Raw genomic sequence first — 25,779 nt, 5'->3', positions numbered from 1 at the left:
GAGTGTCTGCTTCCGCCGGTGACGAGACCAGCTACCTGGTCGGGCTCAACCTGACGGACCGTCGTGTCGTGGTGGTCGGCGGCGGCACCGTCGCGCAGCGCCGTCTCGGCCTGCTGGTGGCGTCCGGCGCCGACGTCCACCTCATCAGCCGCGAGGTCACCCCCGCGGTGGAGGGCATGGCGACGTCCGGGCAGATCGCGCTGGAACTGCGCGACTACCGGGACGGCGACCTCGACGGCGCCTGGTACGCGATCGCGTGCACCGACGAACCGGACACCAACGCCGCCATCGTTGCGGAGGCCGAGCGGGGTCGCATCTTCTGTGTCCGGGCGGACAGCGCCCGCGACGGCACCGCCGTCACTCCGGCCACCGGAACCTTCGACGGGCTCTCCCTCGGAGTGCTGGCGGGTGGCGCTCACCGGCGTTCGGCCGCGGTCCGCACCGCGCTGGTCGAGGCGCTGCAGTCGGGCGCGGTCACCGACACCGACGAGGCCCCGGCGCCCGGCGTCGCGCTGGTCGGTGGGGGACCGGGCGATCCCGACCTCATCACCGTGCGCGGGCGCCGCCTGTTGGCGCGCGCCGATGTCGTGGTCGCCGACCGGCTCGCGCCGCCGGAACTGCTGGCCGAACTCGGTCCGCACGTCGAGGTGGTCGACGCCGCCAAGATCCCGTACGGGCGTGCGATGACGCAGGAGGCGATCAACGCCGCGCTGATCGACAACGCGAAGGCCGGCAAGTTCGTGGTCCGGCTCAAGGGCGGCGACCCGTACGTCTTCGGCCGCGGCTACGAGGAACTCGAGGCGTGCGCGGCGGCCGGTGTCCCGGTCACCGTCGTCCCCGGCATCACGAGCGCGATCTCGGTACCGTCCGCGGCCGGCGTCCCGGTCACCCATCGCGGCGTCACCCACGAGTTCGTCGTCGTCAGCGGACACGTCGCCCCCGACCACCCGGACTCGCTCGTCGACTGGGCCGCGCTCGCGAAGCTGCGCGGCACCATCGTGCTGCTGATGGCCGTCGAGCGGATCGAGCAGTTCGCGACGGTCCTCGTCGCGGGCGGCCGCCCCGCCGACACGCCGGTGACGGTGATCCAGGAGGGCACGCTGCGCACCCAGCGGACGCTGCGGGCCGACCTGGCGACCGTCGCGGCGCGCGTGCGGGAGGAGAACATCCGCCCGCCCGCGATCGTGGTCATCGGCACGGTGGCGGGGTTCTCGGCAGACTCTCGGTAACGTGAACTCTCGTGTCTGACTCCATCGCCGTGAAGTACCCCGTGACCACCCGGGCGTTCGGGCTCGCGATCGTCGTCCTCAGCGGCATGCAGCTGATGATGGTGCTCGACGGCACGGTCGCCTCGCTCGCCCTCGCCAAGATCCAGGAAGACCTGGGGCTCAGCGATTCCGGGCGCAACTGGGTGATCACGTCGTACGCACTCACGTTCGGCGGTCTGATGCTGTTGGGCGGTCGGCTCGGTGATGCGTTCGGTCGCAAACGGGTCTTCATCGGCGGCGTGGCGTTGTTCACGGTCACCTCGCTGCTGTGCGGACTCGCCGTCAACGAGGCCACTCTGGTCGCCGCGCGGGCCCTGCAGGGGGTCGGCGCGGCGATCGCGTCGCCCACCGCGCTGGCGCTCGTCGCGACGACGTTCGCGCCCGGACCGGTACGCAACCAGGCCATCGCGATCTTCGCGGCGATGACCGGCATCGGCTCGGTGACGGGGCTCATCATCGGTGGCGCGCTCACCGAGGTGTCGTGGCGCTGGATCTTCCTCATCAACGTCCCGATCGGCCTGGTCATCCTGGTGTTCGCGTTCCGGGCACTGGAGGAGACCAATGCCGAGCGCCTCAAGCTCGACGTCCCGGGCGCGATCCTCGCGACCCTCGGCTGCACCGGGGTCGTGTTCGGCTTCACCGAGGGACCCGAGATGGGCTGGGGGAGTCCGCTCGTCCTGACCGGGCTGGTCGGCGGATTCGTTCTGCTGGGCGTGTTCCTCGCCGTCGAGCGTCGCGCCGAGAACCCGCTGCTGCCGTTCTCGCTGTTCCGCAATCGCAGCCGCGTCGCCACCTTCATCTCGCTGGCCCTGGTCGGCATGGTGATGTTCTCGCTCGCGCCGTTCGTGGCGCTGTTCGTCCAGGACGTCCTGAAGTACACGCCGCTGCACGCCGGCCTGGCGTTCGTGCCGTTCGCCTTCGGGCTCGGCGCGGCGGCGTTCGTCGCCTCCAAGATCGCGGTGAAGGTGCAGCCGCGCTGGCTCGTCGTGGCCGGAACCCTGATCACGTTCGTCGGCCTGTTGTACGGCTCCACGCTCGACGCGTCCGCGACGTACATCGGGAACCTGTTCGTGCTCGTCGTCGGGGTCGGCTTCGGTGTCGGCCTCGCGGTGGTGCCGCTGCCGCTGTGTGCGATCGCGGGCGTCGGCCCGGGTGAGATCGGCCCGCTCGCCGCGATCGCGCAGGTGGCGCAGACTCTGTTCGGCCCCGTCGGTCTCGCGATCGTCGGCGCCATGGCCACGTCGAAGACGCTGTCGGAAGGCGGCGTGTCCGGGCTGGCGGCCACCGAGATGAACCAGACCCAGCTCGACGCCCTCTCGAGCGGCTACACGTTCGCGTTGCTGGGCTGCGCGATCCTGGCCGCGCTGGCCGCGCTGGCCGCGCTGTTCATCCGGTTCACGCCCGAGCAGGTAGCGCAGGCCCAGGCCGCCGAGAAGGCCGCGCAGCAGGCCTGACCGACAGGCGCCGGACCGCGCCCGACCCTAGGATCTCCCCGGTGGCTGACACCCTGCTCTCCGTCCTGCTCGCGCTCGCCTCCGCACTGTGCATCGCGATCGGCAACGTCATGCGTCAGCGGGTGGCAGCGTCGACGTCCGTCGTGGATTCGCTGCGCGACGGTTCGTGGTGGGCCGGGGCGCTCGCGGGGGCGGGCGGCTACGGACTGCAGGCCGCAGCGTTGGGCGTCGGCTCACTCCTGGTGGTGCAACCGGTGCTGGTGCTGTCGCTGATGTTCGCGCTGCCGCTCGGCGCACGCCTCTCCGGTCGCACCGTGCGGCCGTCCGAGTGGGCGTGGGCGGCGACGCTGACCGTGGCCGTCGCGGTGCTGGTCGTCGTCGGCGATCCCCAACCGGGGGCCGAGCGTGCCGAGACCGTGCACTGGTTCGTCGTCGCGGCGATCGGGCTGCCTTCACTGGCGCTGTGCCTGTACGCCGCGCGGAGTGGATCCGCGGCGCGGCGGGCACTGCTGTTCGGGCTCGCCGGTGGCGCGCTGTTCGGGGTGGGCGCCGTGCTGACCAAGTCCGTCGTGCACCTGTTCGCTCGCGGTCCCGTCCCGTTGCTGACGTCGCTCGAGGTGTACGTCCTCGCGGCGGTGTTCGCGGCCGCCGTCGGCATTCAGCAACTCGCGTTCCGCACCGGGGAACTGCAGGCGTCGCTGCCGGCGACGACGGTGACGGAACCGGCCGTCGCTGCGGTCCTCGGCTTCGTGGTGCTGGGCGAATATCTCGACGTGGGCCGCGGCGTCGGCCTGCTGCTGATCGGTGCGCTGGTCGCGACCGCGGTGTCCGTCGTCGCGCTCGCGCGCGGCGCCGCCGAACACGAGAGCGGCGCCCGGGTCGGTGACGTCGTCACCGGCGTCAGGTCAGGATGATCAGTTCCGAGGCCGACGCGATCTCCACCCGCAGACCCGCCTTCGCCGCGACCCGGGCGACGCCCTTGATGTCCGACGGCTCTGCCCGCGTCACCGTCAGCGCCCGCGCGAGCAGACCCTTGTGATGCTTGTTGAAGTGGCTGACCACCTTGCGTGAGCCGTCCGGCTGCTCGGTGAGGACCGTCGCGATCATCGCGTCCGGCACCGGACCCAGCTGCTGGTAGGTGCCCGAGCGCAGGTCCACCACCAGACCGCCGTCGGCCTCCGCGACCAGCGCGTCCGTCAGTTCCGGCTTCCACAACGACTGCAGCGTGCCGAAACCCGGGAGCTTGGATCCCCCGGACAGCCGGTACGCCGGGATCGGGTCGCCCGCCCGGACGGCACCGAACAGCGCCGATCCCATCGCGAGCCGACGGAACGCCTTCTCCCGCTGCACTTTCGTGAACGACTTCGCGTCGAGAGCATCGAACAGCACGCCGGTGTAGCGCTCGAGCGCGGGGCGGGTGGGAGACACCCACAGCTTGGCGTTGCGTTCGATCTCGTCGGACTGCTTCGGCCCGAGCCCCAGCGCCAGATTCGACGCCTCGGTGTCGTCCGCGAGATCGACGAGTGCCGCGACGAGCGTCTCGCGGGTCTCCGTCAGCTGAGGCATCGACAGTTCGCCGAGGTCGAGCGGCGCACCCTTGCCGCCGTCGGACTTGGTTTCGGAAGGGGGAAGCAGCACCAGCACAGTAGGTAACCGTACCGGTGTTGCCCACAGGAAACAGGCCTGGCCTCCGCCCCGAAGGACGAAGGCCAGGCCTACGAGAGCTGTGTCAGCTCAGGCGCGACGACGCAGTGCCGTCACCGCCAGACCGGCAGCGATCGCGCCACCGATCGCGAGCGGAGCCACCGGCAGACCGCTGTCCGAGTCGGACTGGGTGATCGCGGCGTTCTCGATCTCCGGAGCATCGACGACCAGGTTCGCGGGGGCCACCGGAGCGAACGTGATCGGGGTCTTGGTGTCCTGGCTGCGGTCGGGAGAGCCGTGAGCCATGACGGTGTAGATCGAGCAGGCGTTCACATAGCAGTCCGAGGCGGCGCTGACCGCGGCCGCGGAAATGGTGGCGGTCCAGGCTCCGCCCACGATCTGACCCTTGGGGACGAATCCGGTGGTGATCCACGCGCCGGCGTCGGTGGTCGAGAACTGGTTGTCCTGGACGATGCCGTAGTAGATGCCGTTTCCGGCCGCGGCACCCTGGAACCCGGTGCCCGAGACGGTGATGGTGTCGCCCGCGACCAGATTCGTGGTCTTGGTCGCGGTCACGGCCGGCTTCGGCGCGAAGGCGACGGCAGTCATGGTGTCCTGGCTGCGATCACTGAGCGTGATGTGGTCGGCGAGCGTGTAGATCGCGCAGGCGTTCAGGTAGCAGTTCGCGTCGCCCTTGATCGCGGTGGCCTTCAGCGTGGTGGTGAAGCCGCCGTCGACGATCTGTGCGGCCTTGATCCACTTGGTGGAGTGGAAGACTGCGCTGTTGGTGTTGGAGTACTTGTCGACCTGCGCGAGCGCGACGTAGATGCCCTGGCCGTTGGCCGAGAAGTTGGTGCCGGTGACCGTGATCTCCTCGTCGTTCGTCAGACCGGTGGTCTTCGACACGGTCACGGCCGGGCTCACCGGCACGACGACCGGCGGCGCGAAGCTGATCGGGGTCTTGGTGTCCTGGCTACGGTCGGTGGAGCCGTGGGCCATGACGGTGTAGATCGAGCACGCGTTGGCGGCGCAGTCCGCGCCGCCCTGGATGGCCTTGATGTTGAGCGTGGTACTCCAGGCGCCCCCGACGATCGAGGTCGGAACGACGAAAGTCTGTGCACCCCAGGCGTCCGCGTCGGTGAAGGACCATTCGTTGTCCTGGATGACGCCGACGTAGAGGCCGTTGCCGGCGGCGGCGCCGTCGAAGCCGGTACCGGAGATGGTGATGTCCTCACCGGCGGCGGCGATGTCCGTGGTCTTCGATGCGGTCACCTGCGGCGCCGGGGTCTCGGGGCCGGGGTCGCTCGAGCCGAGGCTGCCGAGAGAGCCGAAGGGGCTGGTCTGTGCGGCGGCGACGCCCAGCGGCAGCGTGCAGGCGACCGTGGCGGCAACCGCCACGACCGCGGACTTTGTTAGCGCGCGCATCTTCCTACTTTCTGATGTGGTTCGCCGAGGGGGTGGCGAAACTTAGGTAAAGCTAGCCTTTGTTCTTGCAGGAGTAAAGAGTGTGGACCGATCACCCTGGGGTGAAATCGGTTGTGCACCAGAGATTTCGGGCATGACTCGCGTGGGGGCATCCGTTGCGGACGCCCCCACGCGAGGAAGTGATGCTAGGCCCGGCGGCGAAGTGCGACGGTGGTCGCGACCGCGAACCCGGCGCCGATGACGGCTCCGATGAGCAGCGGGATGATCCACGCGGTGCCGTCGGAAATCGCGTCCGAGAGATTGCGGATCGCGGAGTTGGACGTATTCGACTCGTCCGCCGTGGTCGTGCCGCCGTCGGTCGGGCCGCCGTCCGCGGTCAGTGCTGCGGCTGCGGCCTTCTCGGCGTTGGGGGCGTTGGGATCGTCGCCGAAGCTCACGGGCGTCTGGGTGTCCTGGCTGCGGTCACTCGAGCCGTGCGCGGCGATCGTGTAGATCGAGCAGGCGTTCTTGGTGCAGTCGGAATCGCCCTTGACCGCTTGCACCTTCATGCTGGTCGACCAGGCGCCGTCCTTGATCCGGCTGGGCGTGATGAACGCGGTGGTCATCCAGGCGCCCGCGTCCGTGGTGGAGAACTTGCTCTCCTGGATCAGGCCGACATAGATACCGGGCTGTTCGCCCGAGAATCCGGTGCCCGAGATGGTGATCTCGTCACCCTCGACCTTCAGGCCCTTGGCCTTCGACAGGGTCACGGCCGCGGTCTTCGCGGCGCCCGGAGCTCCGGCGGCATTCAGTACCGGGGGTGCGGTGACAGTGCCCGGGGCGACGCCGCCGACGAAGCTCACCGGCGTCTTGGTGTCCTGACTGCGGTCCGAGGATCCGTGTGCCATGACCGTGTAGATCGAGCATGCGTTCTTCATGCAGTCGAAGGCGCCCGACGTGGAGACAAGGTCCATCGGCAGCGACCAGTTGCCGCCCGAGATCTGTTCGGGCTTGACGAATGCCGAGGTCATCCACACCGACGCGTCGGCCGCGGAGAAGACGTTGTGCTGCACGAGGCCGACGTAGAGGCCGGGGGCCGCGCCGGAGAAGCCCGACCCGGAGATCGTGATGTTCTCGCCCGCAGGATTGATGTCGGACGACTTGGACAGCGACACCGACAGGTTGCCGTTCGCGGTGAAGGTGGTGCCGGGTGCGGCACCGGCTGCCCCGGGGCCACCGGTTGCTCCCGTTCCGGTGCCTCCGCCACCACCTCCGGTGACCGGCGGTGCGGTGCCGACGAAGCTGATCTTGGTCTTGGTGTCCTGGCTGCGGTCCGAGGATCCGTGCGCGGCGAGCGTGTAGAGGGCGCACTCGTTGTTGACGCAGTCCCCGTTCGGGAACGCGCCGATGACGTCGATCGTCGTCGAGAACGAGCCACCCGGCATGTCCGTGGCCTTGATGTACTTGGTGCCGTAGAACATGTCGGCGTTCGTCGACGAGTACTTGTTCGTCTGCGCGATGCCGACGTAGATGCCCATTCCCGTGGTCGCGAAGCCGCTGCCCCGGACGCTGATCTTGTCGCCGGCCGCGTTGAGTCCGCTGGTCTTGCCGACACTGACGCGCGGCCCGCTGCCTGTCACCGGCGGAGTGGCGGTGGTCGTGGGCGGCGTGGTCGTCGGGGCGGTGGTCGTCGGCTTGGTGGTGGTCGGCTTCGTCGTCGTGGGAGGCGTCACCGTCGTCGTTGGGGGCGTCGTCGGGGGCGTGGGCGTGGGCGGCACCGTGGTGGTTGTCGGGGGCGCGGTGGTGGTCGGGACAGTGACCGCGGCGAAGGACAGCGGAGTCACAGTGTCCTGGCTGCGGTCGCTCGAACCGTGAGCCATGACGGTGTAGATCGAGCACGAGTTCTCGATGCAGTCGTACGCGCCCTTGGCGGCGACGACCTTGATGCTCGTCGACCAGGAGCCGTTCCTGATGTCAGTCGACTTGATGAATGCCATGGTCATCCAGGCGTTGGCGTCGGTCGACGAGAACTTGTCGTCCTGAACGAGGCCCACGTAGATGCCGGGGGCCGCGCCGGAGAAGCCCGTGCCCGAGGCGGTGATCGTGTCGCCGTCCTTCAGTCCGGTCGACTTCGTGACGGTCGTGGTCGGGGTTCCGGCGGCCGCCCGGACGGCGGGAGCGCTCGCACTGGTGGTTACGGGAGTGCTCGACGTGGCTTGGACGGCCGTGCCGCTGTCGCCGGGGGTATCGGGGGCAGCAATTGCGATGCCCACCGGCGTCGTCAATGCCACGGCGACCGCCACGGTCGCGAACGCAGCTCTGCGGAACGCGTGCATCTTTCTTCTTCCTGGTCGCAGCCGTGGTTGCACACGTGGGGACGCGCGGAACCTCGGGGGAAAGCTAAGCCTATGTTTATGAAGGCGAGGCTAAGCTACCTCGAGTTACGGGGAATTTGGTACATAACGCGGATTTCCGTTCTTTCTCGGCTCGGGCACCCGCCGGTCTGCGGAGTGACGATGCGGGCGCGGACCCGTGCCCTCGGTCGGTCTCTGCAGTTCAACCGACTAGGCTGATGCCCCGTGATCACTCGCATGTCGCACCTGTTCCTCCGCACCCTCCGCGACGACCCGTCGGACGCCGAGGTCGCCAGTCACAAGCTGCTCGTTCGCGCCGGCTACGTGCGGCGTATCGCGCCCGGCGTCTACTCGTGGCTGCCACTGGGCCTGCGGGTGCTGCGCGAGGTGGAACGCGTGGTCCGCGAGGAGATGAACGCGATGGGCGCGCAGGAGATCCTGCTGCCCGCGCTGCTGCCGCGCGAGCCGTACGAGACGTCGAACCGCTGGACCGAGTACGGCGCCGGACTGTTCCGCCTCAAGGACCGCAAGGGCAACGACATGATGCTCGGTCCGACGCACGAGGAGCTGTTCGCGCTCACCGTGAAGGGTGAGTACAACTCGTATAAGGACTTCCCGGTCACCCTCTACCAGGTGCAGACCAAGTACCGCGACGAGGAGCGGCCCCGCGCCGGCATCCTGCGCGGTCGCGAGTTCGTCATGAAGGACTCTTACTCGTTCGACCTCACCGACGAGGGCCTGACGGCGTCGTACCAGGCGCACCGCGACACCTACGAGCGGATCCTCGCCCGGCTCGGCGTCAAGTACGTGATCGTGTCCGCCACCTCGGGCGCGATGGGCGGCAGCGCGTCGGAGGAGTTCCTGGCCGAGAGCGAGATCGGCGAGGACACCTACGTCCGTTGCCTCGAATCCGGCTACGCCGCCAACGTCGAGGCCGTCAAGACGCTCGCTCCCGCGCCCATCCCGTTCGACGGCCTGCCCGCCGCCGAGGTGCGCGACACCCCCGGAACCGAGACCATCGACACCCTCGTCGAGTGGGCCAACGGCGCCGATCTCGGCAAGACCGTGACCGCCGCGGACACCCTGAAGAACATCATGGTGAAGACCCGTGTCCCCGGCGGCGAGTGGGAGTTGCTCGCGATCGGCATCCCCGGTGACCGCGAGGTGGACGAGAAGCGCCTCGAGGCGTCGCTCGAGCCCGCCGAGTACGTACTCATCACCGAGACCGACTTCAAGAACAACCCGTTCCTCGTCAAGGGCTACATCGGCCCGAAGGCGCTGCAGGAGAACGGTGTCCGCTACCTCGTCGATCCGCGCGTGGTGGACGGCACCAGCTGGATCACCGGCGCCGACGAGGAGGGCAAGCACTACGTCGGCCTGGTCGCCGGCCGCGACTTCACCCCGGACGGCACCATCGAGGCCGCCGAGGTGCGCGACGGCGATCCGTCGCCCGACGGCGCCGGCGCACTGGTTGCCGCCCGCGGCATCGAGGTCGGCCACGTGTTCCAGCTGGGCCGCAAGTACACCGACGTCTTCGGCGTCGACGTGCTGGGCGAGAACGGCAAGCCGGTCCGCCCCACCATGGGCTCGTACGGCATCGGCGTCTCGCGGCTGGTCGCGGTGATCGCCGAGCAGCACCACGACGACAAGGGCCTGCGCTGGCCGGCCGAGGTCGCCCCGTTCGACGTGCACCTGGTGATCGCGAACAAGGACGACGCCGCCCGCGAGGGCGCCGAGGCCCTGGCCGCCGAGCTGGACAAGGCCCGCGTCGAGGTTCTGTTCGACGACCGCAAGGCGTCGCCGGGTGTGAAGTTCAAGGACTCCGAGCTGATCGGCATCCCGCTGGTCGTGGTCGTGGGCCGCGGCTTCGCAGAAGGCAACGTGGAGCTGCGCGACCGTTTCACCGGCGAATCTCGCGAGGTTCCGGTCGACGACGCGCTCGCCGAGATCCTCGCCGCGGTCCGCAGCTGATACCGAGCTGACTCGATCCCGGGGCCGGGTCGTCGCACCGCGGCGACCCGGCCCCGGGACTCAGTCGATCGGTTCGGCCGGGCGCACGTCCCGGTCGATCCGGGCGTCGTACTCGGCCCGCCCGGAATCGATGTCGAGAAAGACGGTGTCCAGCCCGAGGGCTCGCCGCAGCGTTCGCGCTACCGGTCGCGGGAACAGTTGCCACACGGCACTTCCCGCCGACAGGCGACTCGGCACGACGGCCTGACGCCGGCCTCGCTGGACCACCGTGACGACAGCCGCGGCCACGTGCTCCGGCGGGACGGGCCGGGTCATCCGACCCGGTGTGGTGCCCGATACGAGCGCGGTGTTCGTGAAGGACGGCAGCACCGTCGAGACTCGGACGCCGTGATCGGCGAGTTCGGCGTCGAGCGCCTCGCCGAACCCGACCACCGCGAACTTGGTGCCGTTGTACACGGCCATGCCGGGGGCCGGGATCCGTCCGGCGATCGACGCGACGTTGACGATCCTCCCCTCGCCGCGCGGCGCCATCCGGCGTGCTGCTGCGCGCGCGCCGTTCATCACGCCCAGCACGTTGACGTCCACGGCCCAGCGGATCACCGCGTCCGACTGCTCGAGCACCGGGCCGATCGGCATGATCCCGGCGTTGTTGATCCAGATCGCGACCGGACCGAGGTGGGATTCGACGTCGTCGAGGAAGGACTCGACGGACGCGGTGTCGGTGACGTCCAGGTGCGCGCCGTGGACACCGAGTTCCTCCGCGGCGAGCGCGGTCCGGGCCCTGTCGAGGTCGCCGATCGCGACGTGTGCCCCGGCGTCCCGCAGGGCTGCGGCCGTGGCCCAGCCGATGCCCCGCGCGCCGCCGGTGACCACCGCGACGCGGCCTCTCGGATCGATACCCCTCATGCGTGATACTCCTTCAGGTCGTCCAGCGTGCGTCGCAGGACCTTCCCGGACGATCCACGGGGCAGCGTGTCGACGAAGACGACGTCCCGCGGCATCCGCGAGCGTGGCAGGCGGCCGGCCAGGTGGGCGCGGATCGCCGCCTCGTCCGGTGACCCCTCGCCGACGCCGACGACGTAGGCCCGCAGCCGCTGCCCGAAGTCGGCATCGTCGACCGGGGTGACGGCCGCGTCGATGATCTGGGGGTGGTCGAGGAGAGCGAGTTCGACCTCCTCGGGAAAGACGTTCTCGCCGCCGGACACGACCATCGAATCCGACCGCCCCGACACGTGCAGTCGGCCGACGTCGTCGAGATACCCACGATCGCCGGTGTCGAGGAATCCGTCGGCGCCCGAGCGTCGGGTGCCGTCGGTGTAGGCGTCGATCTGAGCGGGTGTGCGCACCAGGATCCGGCCCTCCGCCTCGGCGGGTAGGGCTCGTCCGGCGGCGTCGACGATCTGCAGGGCGGTGCCGAGTGTGGGGCGTCCGGCACAGTTCGGGGCGGCCGCCAGGTCCGACGGCGTCGCGATGCTGATGTACGCGGCCTCGGTGGAGCCGTACAGGTTGTGCAGCACCGGGCCGAAGCAGTTCGAGACCTCCCGGACGAGTCCGGGTTCCAGCCGGGCGCCGCCGCTGGCGACGATGCGCAGCGCGGTCAGCTCCGCGGTTCGGATGCTCTCTCCGAGGTCGATGATTCGCCGGAGCATCGTGGGCACGGCGATGAACGCACCGCACCGGAGCCGTTCGAGATCGTCCAATGCGCGTACCGCGTCGAAACGTCGACGCAGCACCAGCGTCCCGCCCAGCATGAGGGTGAGCACCGCCACCAGCAGGCCCCACCCGTGGAAGACGGGCGCCGACAACAGGACCCGCGTTCCGCCGCGAAGCGGGATGCGGTCGAGCAGCCCTGCGGTCAGCAGCAGCGTGCGGGGCTCGGCGCGCGGCGCGCCCTTCGGGATCCCGCTGGTGCCACTCGTGAGGATGACCAGCGATGCGGGACGAGGCGGACGGGGCGGGGGAGTCGGGTCGCCGCGGTCGACGAGGCGGTCCAGGGCGTCGGCGGGGCGCTCGTCGTCGTACCATGCGCACCAGCGTCGGCCGCCGAATCCCGCCGTGGCAGAGCGGAATTCCTCGTCGTACACGAGAGCGTCCAGGTGTTCGCGCTCGGCGACGACGGCTACCTGTCGCGCACCGAAATCGGCGCCGAGCAGCACCACCCGGGCGCCGACCGCGGCCGCCGCACACAGCGTGACGAGCGCATCCGCGTGGTTGCGGCACAGGATGCCGATGCTCGGCTGCCGACGGTGATCGGGGAACTCGGAGCGCAGCGCGTCGGCCAGGCGGTGGGTGCGGGCGGCGAAATCGTCGAACGTCAGGGCCCCGCGGTCGTCGATCACTGCCGGAGTGTCGCCGTGCACGGCCGCGCAGTACGCGGGCAACCCACCGAAGGGGCCCGACCGGGCGACGGCGCGGACCCCGGCGACCGCGCGGCGGGGGTCACGGGGGACCATCCCGGCGGCCCACAGGATGCGGGCCGCGGCGGCCTCGTCTCGGAGCCGGGTGGCCGGACCTCGAAGGTTCATCGTGCTCCTCGTCAGCGTCGCGGGAAGAAGAGTTTGGCTCGATTGCCGAGATTCAGGGCGTGCAGCAGCGTGGCCCGGAAGCGGTCCGGATACGCGATCGGGATGCGCTGCGACGTGATCGTCTGCGGTTCGGTGTACCGCACGATCCCCTCCCGACCGTGCCGGCGCCCGATCCCGCTGGTGCGCATCCCGCCCATCGGCGCGCCCAGGGCGGCGATCGCCGACAGATAGCCGTCGTTGACGTTGACGCTTCCGGCGACGATCCGCTGCGCGATCGCCCTGCCCCGCTTGGGATCTCGGGACCACACGCTCGCACTGAGCCCGTACTCGCCGGTGTTGGCGGCCCGGACGGCGGCATCGTCGTCGTCCACCCGGTATACCGACACGACGGGCCCGAAGGTCTCCTCGGCGAACACGAGCATGTCCTCGGTGACGTCGGCGAGGACGGTCGGATCGTGGAACAGCGGACCCAGATCCGGGCGCGGACGGCCCCCGGTGAGCACCGTCGCGCCCTTCGTGACCGCGTCCTCGACGTGGCCGACGGTGGTCTCGAGCTGCCGCTCCGAGGTGAGGGACCCCATGTCGACGTCGTACGTGTAGCCGGGGCCGATCCGCAGCCGACGGGTCCGTTCGACGAGTGCCGCGACGAAACGCGGATACGCGTCCTGGTGCACGTAGATCCGTTCGATGCCGATGCACATCTGTCCGGCGTTCGAGAAGCACGCCTGCACGGCTCCGGTCGCCGCGGCCTCGATGTCGGCGTCGGCACACACGATCATCGGGTTCTTGCCGCCGAGCTCGAGGGACGCGCCGATGAGACGGTCGGCGCACCGGCGGCCGATGTCGCGTCCGGTCGCGGTCGATCCGGTGAAGGACACGTAGTCGACGGCATCGATCACGGCCGGCCCGATCCGGCTGCCGGGGCCCGCAACCACCTGCCACAACGCCGCGGGCAGTCCGGCATCGACGGCGAGTTTCCGGGCCGACAGGAGGGTCAACGGCGTCTGCGAATCGGCTTTGCTCAGGACCGCATTCCCGGCCACGAGGGCGGGGATGACGTCGCCGACCGCGAGGAACAGCGGGTAGTTCCACGGTGCGATCACTCCGACGAGGCCCTTGGGGCGGTGGGTCACCCGGGCCGTGACGACGCCGGGGACCGCGCTCGCGGCGCGGCGTGGTTCCAGATGCCGGGCGCCGGTCCGGCCGTAGTAGGTGGCCACCTGGATCACGCCCTGTACCTCGATCGCGGCGTGGACCCGGGCCTTGCCGGTCTCCCACTGCATGAGGTCGCACAGTTCGCGCTCGTGAGCGATCAGGGCACGGGCGAAGCGCCGCACCACCCGCTCGCGATCACCGACGGGTGTCTCGGCCCACCGCGCCTGCGCGGCGCGGGCGGTGGTCGCGGCGGCTGCCACCGCGAGCGGATCGGATTGCGGCACAGCGGGGAGTCGGTCGCCGGTGAACGGGGCGCGTGCGGAGCGTCGATCCGCGGACGGGGGAAGTTGCCGGAGCAACGCGTCCAGCAGCGCCGGGCCGATGCCGGGTGGCGGAGTCGCCGAACGTTCACCGAAACCGGTTGGCGCGAGCGAAGTCACGAGGACCTCCTCGGCAGCGTGCGCTCGAAGCCGAGCGCAGCGATCACCAGACCAGGCGTACCAGGTAACGCTCGGCGTAGCGGCGGACCGCCGCCGGGTCCGAGAGATCCAACTGCCCCTGCGGGTTGAGCATCAACGAGACCGCGATGCGGACGAGGATCTCGGAGACCGCGCGCAGGTCGTCGTCGGACATCGTGACGCCGCTGCGCCGCAGCGCGACCGTGACCTGCGCGGCGGCCTGCGCGATGGGTGCCCCGTCCGTGCGGGTGCTGAGCCCGAGGATCATCTCCGGTTCGCTCTCGAGGATCCGGGCGATGAGCGGTATCTCCTGCGCCATGCGGACGCCGCGAGCGAAACACTCGATCACCGCGCCGTGTGGATCCCGGTCCGCGGCCACCCGGTCCAGTTCTCCGAAGAACAGCGCCGTCTCGCGCATCAGCAGGGTCTCGACGAGGACGTCCTTGTTGGGGAAGCGCCGGTAGAGGGTGCTGCGGGAGACGCCCGCCCGGCGCGCGATGTCGTCCATGTTGGTGCGCCGGATCCCGTAGCGCTCGAACTCCGCGCGAGCGGCGTCGAGCATCACCTGTTCCGGTGACACGGACGGGGCGGCGGACTCGGATGGTGTGGACATCAGGGGGAGCATATCGGCTGTCGGCGGTCGTCATCGTGCTCCCTGCAGCGGGCGCATCCGGACGGGCAGATGATCCTTGGGTACCGGCAGCGTCGAGTTGTCGAGCTTCCACTCGTAGTCGTCGGGCACCGACCACTCGTACCGCAGCAGGAGGTTGTGCATGATCGTCTTGATCTCCATCTGCCCGAAGTACAGTCCGATGCACTTGTGCACGCCGCCGCCGAACGGCATCCACGCGTAGCGGTGCACTCGGTCCTCGCCGCGCTCCGGCGAGAACCGGTCGGGATCGAACCGCTCGGGGTCGGTCCACAGCGCCGGATCGTGGTGGCTGACCATGCTGATGGCGCTGACGTAGGTGCCCTTCGGGATGAAGTGACCGCAGATCTCGGTGTCTTCGACGGCCCGGCGGGGGAGTCCGGGCACGGGAGCGTTCAGGCGCAGCGACTCCTTCATGATCGCGTCGAGCACGGTGAACCGGTCGAGGGTGTCGTACGAGATCTCGGGAGGAAGCGCGCGGGACTGCTCGCGAGCACGGGCCTGCCACTCGGGGTGCTTGGCCATGTAGTACGCCATCGTCGTGAGCGTGATGGTGGAGGTGTCGTGCGCGGCCATCAGAACGAAGATCATGTGATTGACCACGTCCTCGTCGCTGAAGGTGTGGCCGTCCTCGGACCGGGCGTGGCACAGCACCGAGAACAGGTCCGGGGTCGCGGTCGCGCGCTTCGCCGGCAGATGCCGGTAGAAGAACTCCTCGAGTGTCCGGCGTCCGGCCAGCCCGCGCGACCACTTGGTGCCCGGAACGTTCTTGCGGATGATCGACAACCCCGCGGCGACGCAGTCCACGAAAGCCTTGTTGATCCGGTCCGCCTCGGCACGAGGAAGATCGAGACCCAGGAAGATCTCGAGCGCCAGATCCAGCGTCAACTGTTTGAACTCGTCGAGCAGTCGGATGCCGTCACCTACCGGGAAGTGCGCCACGCGATCGGCGAGCATCGGCTGCATGTCCTGCAGGTACCCTTTGAGGTGCGTATTCGTGAACGCCTGCTGCATGATCCGCCGATGGTGGCGGTGCTCCTCGAAGTCCATCAGCATGATCCCGCGGCGGAAGAACGGCCCGATCAGGAAGCCCCAGGCGGGTTCGTTGGCGAACGCCTTCTGCCGGTTCATCGCGACCGCCTCGGAACCGTCGGCGGTGAGAGGGACGACGAACTTGATTCCGAACGCATTGAGATACGTGATGTCGCCGAACAACTCCCGTCGGCGGGCCACCATCGCGAGCGGATCGCGGACGAAACGCAACACCTCGATCACGCCCGGATCGCCCGTGCCGTGAATGGGTCTCAGATCGCTGCCCGCGGGAACCGGGGCCAACTGCTTGTTACGCATGAGCACTCCTGGGCGTTCGGTGTCGTGGGTCAAGCCGGTCGGTTGTGCAGGGGGCGGGGATCGACGCCCACGCGTCGCCACGCGTCGCGGGCCCAGGGCAGGTAGAGCGCGCCGAGCGGAAGCCGGTTGAACACCGGGTTCGATGCGCGCATCGCCCGCGCGAACCGTTGGAAGCGCTTCTCCTTCTTCGCGTTCCACTCCAGCCCGCAGACCTCACGCATCTGGGCCGGAAGCGTCCCGACGACGATGTTGCGGGTGAACGCGTCGATCGGCGCGGACAGGACGGCCCACACCGGGGCCGGGATGCGCCGCGGCCGTGGGACGCCTTTGCGGATGTAGCCGGTCGCGTACACGATCGTCTTCGTCGGTACGAAACGGTCGAGCATCGCGTCCCAGTACTCGACGAACTCCTCGTACGTCTGTGGCTCGTTCCGGGCGCTGACCCCGTAGAGCGCATACCAGCGCTTGCTTTCCTCGAAGATCCGGACCTTCTCGTCGTAGGAGAGGCGCCGGATGAACGTGTCGGTGACGAACAGGACCTGATCGACGAACGTCGCGTGTGCCCAGTAGAAGAGTTCCGGATTGAGCGCGTGGTATCGCGACCCGTCGGAGACCGTGCCCTTGATGGATCGGTGGAAGTCCCGGACGGTGCGACCCCAGTGATGAGGATCCTCGCTGTAGACCGTCTTCATGATCGGCGGTCCGCTGCGCCGCGCCCGGCCGAGGGTGTCCGAGAAGATCACCGAGTGGTCCTCCACGGCCTTCCCGAGTTGTTCGATGCAGTTCTCGGTGCCGGCCAGCCGCTGGAAGCCGAGGAGCCCGCGGACGTCGCCGTAGAACTTCCAGACCAGCGAATCGGGGCCGAGCGGAAGGGAGTGCTCGGTGGTGTCGTCGTCGACGAGCACGGGTTCGGCTTCGCGGATGAGGGCGTCGAATGCCGAGTCGGAACGAGGTGACGTCATGAGTGCCTTCTGCCGAGAGTGGGACAGTGGAACAAACATGTATCTCTGTGTCAGAACGTAGCAGTGGGTGATCGGCGGGACAAGATTTCCGGAGGATTCCCCGCAACGGCGGGCCGTCTGGCGCACAGTGGACGTGGAGGAACCCGACCGGGTGACCCATCCACACTGCGGAGGGCGAGGACATTGGGCGAACTGCTGCTGAACCCGCGTGACTACGACCCCGTGGACCTCGATCCGAACACGCGCAGGCTGCTGCGTGCGACCATCGCCTGGTTCGAGTCCCGGGGAAAGCGGCGCCTGCTCCAGGACGACCTCCATGCGGTGTGGACAGGCGATTTCCTGGACTTCGTGGGGCACGAGAAGCTGTTCGCGACCTTCCTCACACCCGCGGCCGATGCGCACGGCGACCCCAACAAGCGCTGGGACGCCGCCCGTAACGCGGCGCTGAGCGAGATCCTCGGCTTCTACGGACTCGCGTACTGGTACCTGTGGCAGGTGACGGTGCTCGGTCTCGGGCCGATCTGGATGAGCGCCAATGCCGCAGCCCGGCAGCGTGCCGCCGAGCAACTCGACGCCGGCGGTGTCATGGCATTCGGTCTGTCCGAACGCGATCACGGCGCCGACGTCTACTCCACCGACATGCTGCTCACCCCGGAGGCAGCTGCCGGCGCCGGCGACGCGGTCTTCCGCGCGAACGGCACCAAGTACTACATCGGCAACGGCAACGTCGCCGGCATGGTGTCGGTCTTCGGGCGGCGCACCGACGTCGAGGGCGCCGACGGTTACGTGTTCTTCGTCGTGGACAGTCGGCACCTGCACTACCGGCTGATCGACAACGTCGTGCACGGCCAGATGTACGTCAGCACCTTTGCGCTCCGCGACTATCCGGTACGTGAGCAGGACATACTGCACACCGGACCGGAGGCGTTCTCTGCGGCTCTCAACACCGTCAACGTCGGCAAGTTCAACCTGTGTACGGCGTCGATCGGGATGTGCGAACACGCGTTCTACGAGGCGATCACGCACGCGCACAACCGGATTCTGTACGGCAAGCGCGTCACCGACTTTCCGCACGTGCGGGCCAACTTCGTCGACGCCTACGCCCGGCTGATCGCGATGAAGCTGTTCAGTGCTCGCGCCGTCGACTACTTCCGCAGCGCGGGTCCCGAGGACCGGCGGTACCTGCTCTTCAACCCCATGACCAAGGCCAAGGTCACCTCCGAGGGCGAGACCGTGATGGCGCTGCTGCACGACGTCATCGCCGCGAAGGGCTACGAGAAGGACACGTACTTCCGGGAAGCCGCCGAACTGATCGGCACGCTGCCCAAACTCGAGGGCACCGTGCACGTCAACGTCGCACTCATCCTGAAGTTCATGCCGAACTACCTGTTCGCCCCCGCCGAGTATCCGGAGATCGGTACCCGCAGCGACGACGCGGACGACGAGTTCTTCTGGCAGCAGGGCCCGGCGCGGGGTTCGGGGAAAGTGCAGTTCCACGACTGGACCCGTGCGTACGTCGAACACGGCGACATCCCCAACGTCGCGCGGTTCTACGAGCAGGCGCTCGCGTTCCGTGAGCTTCTGGCGACTGCCGGGCCCGACGACGCCCAGCTCGCGGATCTCGACTTCCTGCTGACGCTCGGACATCTCTTCGAGTTGGTGGTCTACGGGCAGCTGATTCTCGAGCAGGGCGACATCGTCGGAGTCGACCGTGACCTCGTCGAGCAGATCTTCGACATCCTCATCCGCGACTTCTCCGGCCACGCAGTGGCGTTGCACGGCAAGCCGTCGTCGACGGAGGCGCAACAGGAGTGGGCGCTCGGCGTGATCCGCAAGCCCGTGGTGGATGCCGCCCGATTCGATCGGGTGTGGGAACAGGTCGCCGAGTACGACGGCGCCTACGAGATGCGCGGCTAGATCTGCGGTGGTCAGCGGTCGGTGTCGGGCGAACGGATGACGGGTGCCCGTTTCGCCCGTAGGGTGTGACCCGCGCAATCGATACAGACCGCCGAACCTGGGAGACGCAGGCGAATGCAGAAGTTGAGAACGATCGTCGTCGCGGCCGCTGTGGCCGCCCTGCCAGTCGTCGCCGCTGTGCCGGCACACGCGGCCTCGCTGAACATCCCGGGACTCATCACCCAGGGCATCGACACCCTGGAGTACACCGCGGCGTCCGGGATCTCGGACACCGTGTCGTCGCTCGGTCAGTACACCGCCGCACATTCCTACCTCACCACCGGCGACCCGGCCTCCCGGTACATCGTGGTGCTGGGCGCCCGCTTGAATGCTGACGGCCTGTTGCCGGCCGTCCTCAACTCCCGGCTGAACACGGCCGCCGCGATCGCCCGCCTGCATCCGGCCAACAAGGTGATCGTCTCCGGCGGGCCGACGCAGCCTCTGCCGTACACCGAGGCGCAGGCGATGCTCGCCGGTCTCGTGCTCCGGGGTGTCAATCCCGCGAACATCATCCTCGAGAACGATTCGTTCTCGACCGTCGACAACGCACGCAACACCGCCCAGATCCTGTCCGCGGCAGGGGCGGACGGTGCCGTGCTCGTCACCTCTGCATCGCACATCGACCGTGCCCTCGGGACGTTCCAGTCGGCGTCCGGTCAGTTCCGGTACGTACCGGTGGCGGCGCCCGGATTCTGACCCGCGCCCGGGCGACCGGAGGGCGCCGCGGCTGAAATCGGACTCGCCTCCCGGTGCGCCGGGGTCTGCGGTCGTAGCATCTGGATCGTGGACAATCCGACCGTGCGCTCCGATGACTCCGTGACGCTGCGCGTGCTCGTCTACAGCAGCGACGCCTCGACACGCGAGCGGGTGATCGGTGCGCTGGGTCCCCGGCCGCACCCGGACCTGCCCGAGTTCGCGTACCTCGAGGTCGCGACGGGGGCCGTGGTCGTTCGGGAACTGGATGCGGGCGGTATCGACCTGGTGGTGCTCGACGGCGAGGCGCAGCCGACGGGCGGAATGGGCATCGCCAAGCAACTCCGCGACGAACTCGATGTGTGCCCGCCGATCGTGGTGCTCACCGGACGCGCCGACGACCGATGGTTGGCGGATTGGTCGCGGGCGGACGGAGTGGTCCAGCACCCGATCGATCCGTTCGCCCTGGCCCAGACGGTGGTAGCGCTGCTCCGGCCCGCGTGACGCGGTCGCGTCCGGCCCGTGTCGATCCCGTTGCCGGAAGACTCGCGGGTAAAACCGAAGCCAAGCCGGGGGGCAATCTGGGTAGGCTGAGGCGTAGATCACATTCGGCGGGTGGGTTTTCCTGATTGCGTGATTGTGCGTCGTCCCTGGCTACCCGCCGTCCGTGATTGCCGTACGGGCTGGCGCACAGGCAGAAGGGGCCGACAAAGCTTGTCGGACACGCACTGCTCCTGAACCAGCTCGGTCGACCGTCCGGCACCGGACGGCCGAGGCTCGCGACCGGAGGAGCTGAGGCAGGTGAACGCCTACGTGCCGATTCTCGTGTTGGGTGCCATCGCGGTGGCCTTCGCGGTCTTCTCCGTGTTCGTCGCGTCCGCGGTCGGACCCCGGCGACGCAACCGGGCGAAGCTCGAGGCGTACGAGTGCGGCATCGAGCCGATGGAGCAACCCGGCGGGCAGGCAGGCGGGCAACGCATCCCGGTGAAGTACTACCTGACGGCGATGCTGTTCATCATCTTCGACATCGAGATCGTCTTCCTGTACCCGTGGGCCGTCCATTTCGACGCCCTGGGCATGTTCGGTCTGGCCGCGATGGCGGTGTTCGTCTTCAACGTGTCCGTCGCCTACGTCTACGAGTGGCGGCGTGGGGGGTTGAGCTGGGACTAGCGGAACTCGAGACGACCACGGAGCGGAGGCGAACGAAGGATGGGGCTCGAAGAGAAGGTACCGGGTGGCTTCCTGCTGAGCACGGTCGAGACCGTCGCCGGGTACGCCCGTAAGGGCTCGCTGTGGCCGGCGACGTTCGGCCTCGCGTGCTGTGCGATCGAGATGATGGCGACCACGTCCGGGCGCTTCGATCTCGCACGTTTCGGGATGGAGGCCTTCCGAGCCTCGCCCCGGCAGGCCGATCTGATGATCGTGGCGGGACGAGTGAGCCAGAAGATGGCCCCGGTGCTCCGGCAGGTCTACGACCAGATGGTCGAACCCAAGTGGGTTCTCGCGATGGGGGTGTGCGCGTCCTCGGGCGGCATGTTCAACAACTACGCGATCGTGCAGGGCGTCGACCATGTCGTTCCTGTCGACATCTATCTGCCGGGCTGTCCGCCGCGGCCCGAGATGCTCCTCAACGCGATTCTCGCCTTGCACGCGAAGATCCAGGACACCCCTCTCGGCGTCAACCGCGAGGTGGCCGTCCGGGCGGCGGAGACGGCAGCACTGGCGGCGAGGCCCGTCGTCGACCTCGGCCTCCCGAGCCACACAGCGGGGACGGTGAGGTGATGGCGACCGATCGCGGCAACGTGCAGGGCGGGCCGGACCCCGAGGCGACCGCCGGCCCGGAGGGCACCGTGCCGCCCGAACGCGTCGCCGGCGGCGAGATGATCGGCCTGCGGCAGGGGATGTTCGGTGTCGGCGGCACGGGCGACACCTCCGGGTACGGACGGCTGATCCGCCCGGTCACGTTGCCCGGTGGCACACCCCGCCCGTACGGCGGATGGTTCGACGAGTTCGTCGACACCCTCGCCGATGCGCTCGACGCCGTGGGTGTGTTGTTCGACGACGCGGTCGAGCGTGTCGTCGTCGTCCGCGGTGAACTGACGCTGCACGTGCGGCGCGAGCACCTGCCGGTCCTCGCGCGACGTCTGCGGGACCACCCGTCCCTGCGCTTCGAGTTGTGCCTCGGTGTGAGCGGCGTGCACTACCCGCAGGATCCGGGCCGCGAGCTGCACGCGGTGTACCCGCTGATGTCGGTCACCCACTGCCGCCGGGTCCGCATGGAAGTGGCTGTGCCCGATGCGGACCCGCACCTCCCGTCGTTGTACGCGGTGTATCCGACCACCGACTGGCACGAGCGTGAGACGTACGACTTCTTCGGGATCGTCTTCGACGGCCACCCCTCGCTCACCCGGATCGAGATGCCCGACGACTGGACGGGGCACCCGCAGCGCAAGGACTACCCCCTCGGCGGCATCCCCGTCGAGTACAAGGGGGCGAAGATCCCGCCGCCGGACGAGAGGAGGGCGTACCAGTGAACCGTCCTCGCGAGAGCACCGGTGAGACCGACAGCGGCGATGCAGTGTTCACCGTCGGCGGTCAGGACTGGGACGACCTGGTGGACGCGGCGCACGCCGCCCACGACGCGGGTGCCGAGCGCATCGTCGTCAACATGGGGCCTCAGCATCCGTCGACCCACGGCGTCCTGCGGCTGATCCTCGAGATCGAAGGCGAGACCGTCACCGAGGCGCGCTGCGGAATCGGCTATCTGCACACCGGGATCGAGAAGAACCTCGAGTACCGCAACTGGACCCAGGGCGTCACGTTCGTCACGCGAATGGACTACCTGTCGCCGTTCTTCAACGAGGTCGCGTACTGCCTGGGCGTCGAGAAGTTGCTCGACATCGCCGATCGGATCCCCGAGCGGGCGACCGTCGTGCGAGTGCTGTTGATGGAGCTCAACCGGATCTCCTCCCACCTGGTGGCGCTCGCGACCGGTGGCATGGAACTGGGCGCGATCACCCCGATGCTGTTCGGGTTCCGGGAACGCGAACTGGTGCTCGACATATTCGAGATGATCACCGGACTGCGCATGAACCACGCGTACGTGCGGCCCGGCGGGCTGGCGCAGGATCTGCCCGACGGCGCCGTGCCGAAGGTGCGTGAGTTGCTCGACCTGATGCCGCGGCGGCTGCGCGACCTCGAGGACCTGCTGAACGAGAACCCGATCTGGAAGGCCCGTACCGAGGGCGTCGGGTACCTGGACCTGACCGGCTGCATGGCGCTCGGCGTCACCGGCCCGGTGTTGCGGGCGACCGGGCTTCCGCTGGACGTGCGGAGGTCGGATCCCTACTGCGGCTACGAATCCTACGAATTCGACGTCGTCACCGACACCGGCAGCGACTGCTACGGCCGCTACCTCGTCCGGGTGAACGAGATGGCGCAGTCGCTGAGGATCGTCGAACAGTGCCTCGACCGGCTCCGGCCGGGTCCGGTGATGGTGGCGGACAGGAAGATCGCGTGGCCGGCCGATCTCGCCGTCGGCGCCGACGGACTCGGGAATTCGCTCGAACACATCCGGCGGATCATGGGCACCTCGATGGAGGAACTGATCCACCACTTCAAACTCGTCACCGAAGGGTTCCGGGTCCCGCCCGGCCAGGTGTACGTGCCGGTCGAGTCGCCGCGGGGCGAACTGGGTGTGCACATGGTCAGCGACGGCGGAACCCGTCCCTTCCGGGTGCACTACCGCGACCCGTCGTTCACGAACCTGCAGGCGGTGGCGGCGATGTGCGAGGGCGGGATGGTCGCCGACGTGATCGCGTCGGTCGCCAGCATCGACCCAGTCATGGGGGGAGTGGACCGATGACCGAACCGCGTGCCACGGGGCCGGTGTTCCTCGAGTTGGGTCCGCGTCCGCACGAGCGGGCCGCATACCCTCCCGACGTCGCGGCCCGTCTCGCGGCGGACGCGGAGGAGATCGTCGCCCGCTACCGGACCGACGGCGACGAGACGCGAGGCACCGCGCGCTCGGCGCTGCTGCCGCTGCTGCACCTCGTGCAGGCCGAGGACGGCTACGTCTCGCAGGCCGGAATCGAGTTCTGCGCAGTGCAACTCGGGCTCACCGCGGCCGAGGTGAGGGCGGTCGCCACGTTCTACACGATGTATCGGCGCGAGCCGACCGGCACCTACCACGTCGGGGTGTGCACCAACAGCCTCTGCGCGGTGATGGGCGGCGACGCGATCCACGCGGCGCTCCGCGACCATCTGGGCATCGGTGACGGCGAGACCACGGCGGACGGGGCGGTCACCCTCGAACACATCGAATGCAACGCGGCCTGCGATTTCGCGCCCGTCATGATGGTGAACTGGGAGTTCTTCGACAACCAGACGCCGGCGTCGGCGACGACGGTCGTCGACGCCCTGCGGGCGGGTGAGCAGGTGACGCCCACCCGCGGCGCTCCGCTGTGCTCGTTCCGGGACACCGCGCGAATCCTGGCAGGGTTCCCCGACCGTCGACAGGGTGCCGTGGACGCGGGCGGGGGAGCGGGACCGGCGTCTCTCGCAGGCCTGCGGCAGGCGCGCTCGGACGCGGCGACGCCGCTCGCCCCGGTGCTGAGCAGCCACTGGGACGAGGACCGGTCGTGGACCCTGGACGCCTACCACGGCCACGACGGATACACCGCGCTGCGCAAGGCGCTGCGGATGAATCCGGACGAGGTGATCCAGACCGTCAAGGACGCCGGACTGCGCGGTCGCGGCGGCGCCGGGTTCCCCACCGGCATGAAGTGGTCGTTCATCCCGCAGGACCCGGCGACCGACGGCACCGCCAAACCGCACTACCTGGTCGTCAACGCCGACGAGTCGGAACCGGGTACGTGCAAGGACATTCCGTTGATGTTCGCGACGCCCCATGCGCTGATCGAGGGTGTCGTCATCGCGGCGTATGCGATCCGCGCCGGGCAGGCCTTCATCTACCTGCGCGGCGAGGTGGTGCCGGTCCTGCGGCGACTGCAGGCGGCCGTCGCCGAGGCCTACGACGCGGGCTACCTCGGGCGCGACATCCTCGGTTCGGGCTACGACCTCGACATCGTCGTGCACGCCGGTGCCGGCGCCTACATCTGTGGGGAGGAGACCGCGCTGCTCGATTCGCTCGAGGGGCGGCGGGGGCAACCCCGACTGCGGCCGCCGTTCCCCGCCGTCGCCGGTCTCTACGCGTGTCCGACCGTGGTGAACAACGTCGAGTCGATCGCGAGTGTCCCGCCGATCATCCTGCGCGGGCCGGAATGGTTCCGGGGCATGGGCAGCGAGGCGTCGCCCGGATTCACGCTGTACTCGCTCTCGGGTCACGTGGCACAGCCCGGACAGTACGAGGCCCCGCTCGGGATCACGTTGCGGCAGTTGCTCGATCTCGCGGGAGGGGTGCGCGCCGGACATCGGCTGAAGTTCTGGACGCCGGGCGGGTCGTCGACCCCGATCCTCACCGGCGAGCACCTCGACGTGCCGCTCGACTACGAGGGCGTCGCCGCGGCCGGATCCATGCTCGGAACCAAGGCCCTGCAGATCTTCGACGAGACGACGTGCATCGTGCGGGTCGTGTTGCGCTGGACGCAGTTCTACGCGCACGAGTCCTGCGGCAAGTGCACGCCGTGCCGCGAGGGCACGTACTGGCTGGTGCAGATCCTCGAACGGCTCGAACGCGGCGAGGGCAGTGAAGAGGACCTCGAGAAGCTGCTCGACGTCTCGGACACGATCCTCGGCAAGTCGTTCTGCGCGCTCGGTGACGGTGCCGCCAGCCCGATCATGTCGTCGCTGAAGTACTTCCGCGACGAGTACGTCGCGCACATCGCGGGTGCGGGGTGCCCGTTCGACCCCGAGGCGTCGGCGCTCGTCGCCCGGGTCCCGTCCGGACCGGAAGGGGGAAAATCGTGACCGTCAAC

The 25,779-nt window shown here is 68.9% G+C and carries 21 protein-coding genes; 12 read left to right on the top strand and 9 right to left on the bottom strand.

Going from position 1 to position 25,779, the window contains the following annotated elements; genetic code table 11:
* Positions 1–2: 2 nt before the first annotated feature.
* The 3 genes from cobA to ABEU20_RS23605 all read left to right on the top strand — a co-directional run bounded on the left by cobA (position 3) and on the right by ABEU20_RS23605 (position 3,636).
* Positions 3–1,229 (top strand): uroporphyrinogen-III C-methyltransferase, encoded by a 1,227-nt coding sequence (cobA, locus tag ABEU20_RS23615; RefSeq protein WP_420166819.1) that lies wholly within the window; start codon positions 3–5, stop codon positions 1,227–1,229.
* 86 nt (positions 1,230–1,315) lie between these two features.
* Positions 1,316–2,722, top strand: coding sequence for an MFS transporter (locus tag ABEU20_RS23610; protein ID WP_420166921.1), 1,407 nt, complete (start codon positions 1,316–1,318; stop codon positions 2,720–2,722).
* Positions 2,723–2,763: 41 nt separating this feature from the next.
* A complete protein-coding gene (locus ABEU20_RS23605) occupies positions 2,764–3,636 on the top strand; it encodes a DMT family transporter (protein ID WP_420166818.1) in 873 nt (290 codons plus the stop codon).
* Here the strand turns inward: ABEU20_RS23605 and yaaA are convergent.
* The 3 genes from yaaA to ABEU20_RS23590 form a co-directional block, all read right to left on the bottom strand.
* A complete protein-coding gene (gene yaaA / locus ABEU20_RS23600; RefSeq protein ID WP_420166817.1) occupies positions 3,623–4,366 on the bottom strand; it encodes a peroxide stress protein YaaA in 744 nt (247 codons plus the stop codon). The two genes, ABEU20_RS23605 and yaaA, sit on opposite strands and share 14 nt — an antisense overlap.
* Positions 4,367–4,456: 90 nt before the next feature.
* Complete coding sequence (locus ABEU20_RS23595) at positions 4,457–5,791, bottom strand: hypothetical protein (RefSeq protein ID WP_420166816.1); 1,335 nt, start codon at positions 5,789–5,791, stop codon at positions 4,457–4,459.
* 185 nt (positions 5,792–5,976) lie between these two features.
* The gene (locus ABEU20_RS23590) at positions 5,977–8,106 is read right to left on the bottom strand and encodes a hypothetical protein (protein ID WP_420166815.1); all 2,130 of its coding nucleotides are present in this window, start codon (positions 8,104–8,106) and stop codon (positions 5,977–5,979) included.
* 243 nt (positions 8,107–8,349) lie between these two features.
* On the opposite strand from ABEU20_RS23590, the gene ABEU20_RS23585 reads away from it, so the two are divergent.
* Positions 8,350–10,095, top strand: a complete 1,746-nt coding sequence (locus ABEU20_RS23585) for a proline--tRNA ligase (RefSeq protein WP_420166814.1) — start codon at positions 8,350–8,352, stop codon at positions 10,093–10,095.
* 60 nt (positions 10,096–10,155) lie between these two features.
* Here the strand turns inward: ABEU20_RS23585 and ABEU20_RS23580 are convergent, their stop codons facing one another.
* The 6 genes from ABEU20_RS23580 to ABEU20_RS23555 are packed head-to-tail and all read right to left on the bottom strand — an operon-like array spanning position 10,156 to position 17,194.
* Complete coding sequence (locus ABEU20_RS23580) at positions 10,156–11,001, bottom strand: SDR family NAD(P)-dependent oxidoreductase (protein ID WP_420166813.1); 846 nt, start codon at positions 10,999–11,001, stop codon at positions 10,156–10,158.
* Positions 10,998–12,620 (bottom strand): AMP-binding protein, encoded by a 1,623-nt coding sequence (locus ABEU20_RS23575; protein ID WP_420166812.1) that lies wholly within the window; start codon positions 12,618–12,620, stop codon positions 10,998–11,000. The genes ABEU20_RS23580 and ABEU20_RS23575 overlap by 4 nt, the downstream gene beginning before the upstream one ends.
* Before the next feature lie 11 nt (positions 12,621–12,631).
* Complete coding sequence (locus tag ABEU20_RS23570) at positions 12,632–14,215, bottom strand: succinic semialdehyde dehydrogenase (protein ID WP_420166811.1); 1,584 nt, start codon at positions 14,213–14,215, stop codon at positions 12,632–12,634.
* Positions 14,216–14,258: 43 nt separating this feature from the next.
* Positions 14,259–14,858, bottom strand: coding sequence for a TetR/AcrR family transcriptional regulator (locus tag ABEU20_RS23565; protein ID WP_420166810.1), 600 nt, complete (start codon positions 14,856–14,858; stop codon positions 14,259–14,261).
* Positions 14,859–14,876: 18 nt separating this feature from the next.
* Positions 14,877–16,232 carry a cytochrome P450 gene (locus tag ABEU20_RS23560; RefSeq protein WP_420166809.1) on the bottom strand — a complete coding sequence of 452 codons (1,356 nt, stop codon included), beginning with the start codon at positions 16,230–16,232 and terminating at the stop codon, positions 14,877–14,879.
* A gap of 29 nt (positions 16,233–16,261) precedes the next feature.
* Positions 16,262–17,194: an oxygenase MpaB family protein gene (locus ABEU20_RS23555; protein WP_420166808.1), complete on the bottom strand. Its 933-nt coding sequence runs from the start codon at positions 17,192–17,194 to the stop codon at positions 16,262–16,264.
* Positions 17,195–17,377: 183 nt separating this feature from the next.
* Between ABEU20_RS23555 and ABEU20_RS23550 the strand changes: the two genes are divergently transcribed.
* From ABEU20_RS23550 to nuoF, 8 genes are all read left to right on the top strand, one after another.
* Complete coding sequence (locus ABEU20_RS23550) at positions 17,378–19,111, top strand: acyl-CoA dehydrogenase family protein (RefSeq protein WP_420166807.1); 1,734 nt, start codon at positions 17,378–17,380, stop codon at positions 19,109–19,111.
* Between the two features lie 114 nt (positions 19,112–19,225).
* A complete protein-coding gene (locus tag ABEU20_RS23545; RefSeq protein WP_420166806.1) occupies positions 19,226–19,846 on the top strand; it encodes a YdcF family protein in 621 nt (206 codons plus the stop codon).
* An 87-nt stretch (positions 19,847–19,933) separates the two neighbouring features.
* The gene (locus ABEU20_RS23540) at positions 19,934–20,347 is read left to right on the top strand and encodes an Rv3143 family two-component system response regulator (RefSeq protein WP_420166805.1); all 414 of its coding nucleotides are present in this window, start codon (positions 19,934–19,936) and stop codon (positions 20,345–20,347) included.
* Between the two features lie 297 nt (positions 20,348–20,644).
* Complete coding sequence (locus ABEU20_RS23535; RefSeq protein WP_420166804.1) at positions 20,645–21,013, top strand: NADH-quinone oxidoreductase subunit A; 369 nt, start codon at positions 20,645–20,647, stop codon at positions 21,011–21,013.
* A gap of 39 nt (positions 21,014–21,052) precedes the next feature.
* Positions 21,053–21,625 (top strand): NuoB/complex I 20 kDa subunit family protein, encoded by a 573-nt coding sequence (locus ABEU20_RS23530; RefSeq protein ID WP_420166803.1) that lies wholly within the window; start codon positions 21,053–21,055, stop codon positions 21,623–21,625.
* Positions 21,625–22,377 (top strand): NADH-quinone oxidoreductase subunit C, encoded by a 753-nt coding sequence (locus ABEU20_RS23525; RefSeq protein WP_420166802.1) that lies wholly within the window; start codon positions 21,625–21,627, stop codon positions 22,375–22,377. The genes ABEU20_RS23530 and ABEU20_RS23525 overlap by 1 nt, the downstream gene beginning before the upstream one ends.
* A complete protein-coding gene (gene nuoD, locus ABEU20_RS23520) occupies positions 22,374–23,708 on the top strand; it encodes an NADH dehydrogenase (quinone) subunit D (protein WP_420166801.1) in 1,335 nt (444 codons plus the stop codon). The genes ABEU20_RS23525 and nuoD overlap by 4 nt, the downstream gene beginning before the upstream one ends.
* Positions 23,705–25,771, top strand: a complete 2,067-nt coding sequence (gene nuoF / locus ABEU20_RS23515; protein ID WP_420166800.1) for an NADH-quinone oxidoreductase subunit NuoF — start codon at positions 23,705–23,707, stop codon at positions 25,769–25,771. Before nuoD ends, nuoF begins: the two co-directional genes overlap by 4 nt.
* Positions 25,772–25,779 lie beyond the last annotated feature (8 nt).

It is taken from the genome of Rhodococcus parequi (assembly GCF_046042785.1).
Classification (GTDB): domain Bacteria; phylum Actinomycetota; class Actinomycetes; order Mycobacteriales; family Mycobacteriaceae; genus Prescottella; species Prescottella parequi.
This window is presented reverse-complemented; position numbering and strand designations above follow the sequence as displayed.

Coding starts and splice junctions, on each gene's coding strand:
- ABEU20_RS23610 (WP_420166921.1), top strand. CDS start 1,316: ATGCAGCTGATGATGGTGCTCGACGGCACGGTCGCCTCGCTCGCCCTC.
- ABEU20_RS23595 (WP_420166816.1), bottom strand. CDS start 5,791: ATGCGCGCGCTAACAAAGTCCGCGGTCGTGGCGGTTGCCGCCACGGTC.
- ABEU20_RS23590 (WP_420166815.1), bottom strand. CDS start 8,106: ATGCACGCGTTCCGCAGAGCTGCGTTCGCGACCGTGGCGGTCGCCGTG.
- ABEU20_RS23580 (WP_420166813.1), bottom strand. CDS start 11,001: ATGAGGGGTATCGATCCGAGAGGCCGCGTCGCGGTGGTCACCGGCGGC.
- ABEU20_RS23575 (WP_420166812.1), bottom strand. CDS start 12,620: ATGAACCTTCGAGGTCCGGCCACCCGGCTCCGAGACGAGGCCGCCGCG.
- ABEU20_RS23565 (WP_420166810.1), bottom strand. CDS start 14,858: ATGCTCCCCCTGATGTCCACACCATCCGAGTCCGCCGCCCCGTCCGTG.
- ABEU20_RS23560 (WP_420166809.1), bottom strand. CDS start 16,232: ATGCGTAACAAGCAGTTGGCCCCGGTTCCCGCGGGCAGCGATCTGAGA.
- ABEU20_RS23555 (WP_420166808.1), bottom strand. CDS start 17,194: ATGACGTCACCTCGTTCCGACTCGGCATTCGACGCCCTCATCCGCGAA.
- ABEU20_RS23545 (WP_420166806.1), top strand. CDS start 19,226: ATGCAGAAGTTGAGAACGATCGTCGTCGCGGCCGCTGTGGCCGCCCTG.
- ABEU20_RS23530 (WP_420166803.1), top strand. CDS start 21,053: ATGGGGCTCGAAGAGAAGGTACCGGGTGGCTTCCTGCTGAGCACGGTC.
- ABEU20_RS23525 (WP_420166802.1), top strand. CDS start 21,625: ATGGCGACCGATCGCGGCAACGTGCAGGGCGGGCCGGACCCCGAGGCG.
- nuoF (WP_420166800.1), top strand. CDS start 23,705: ATGACCGAACCGCGTGCCACGGGGCCGGTGTTCCTCGAGTTGGGTCCG.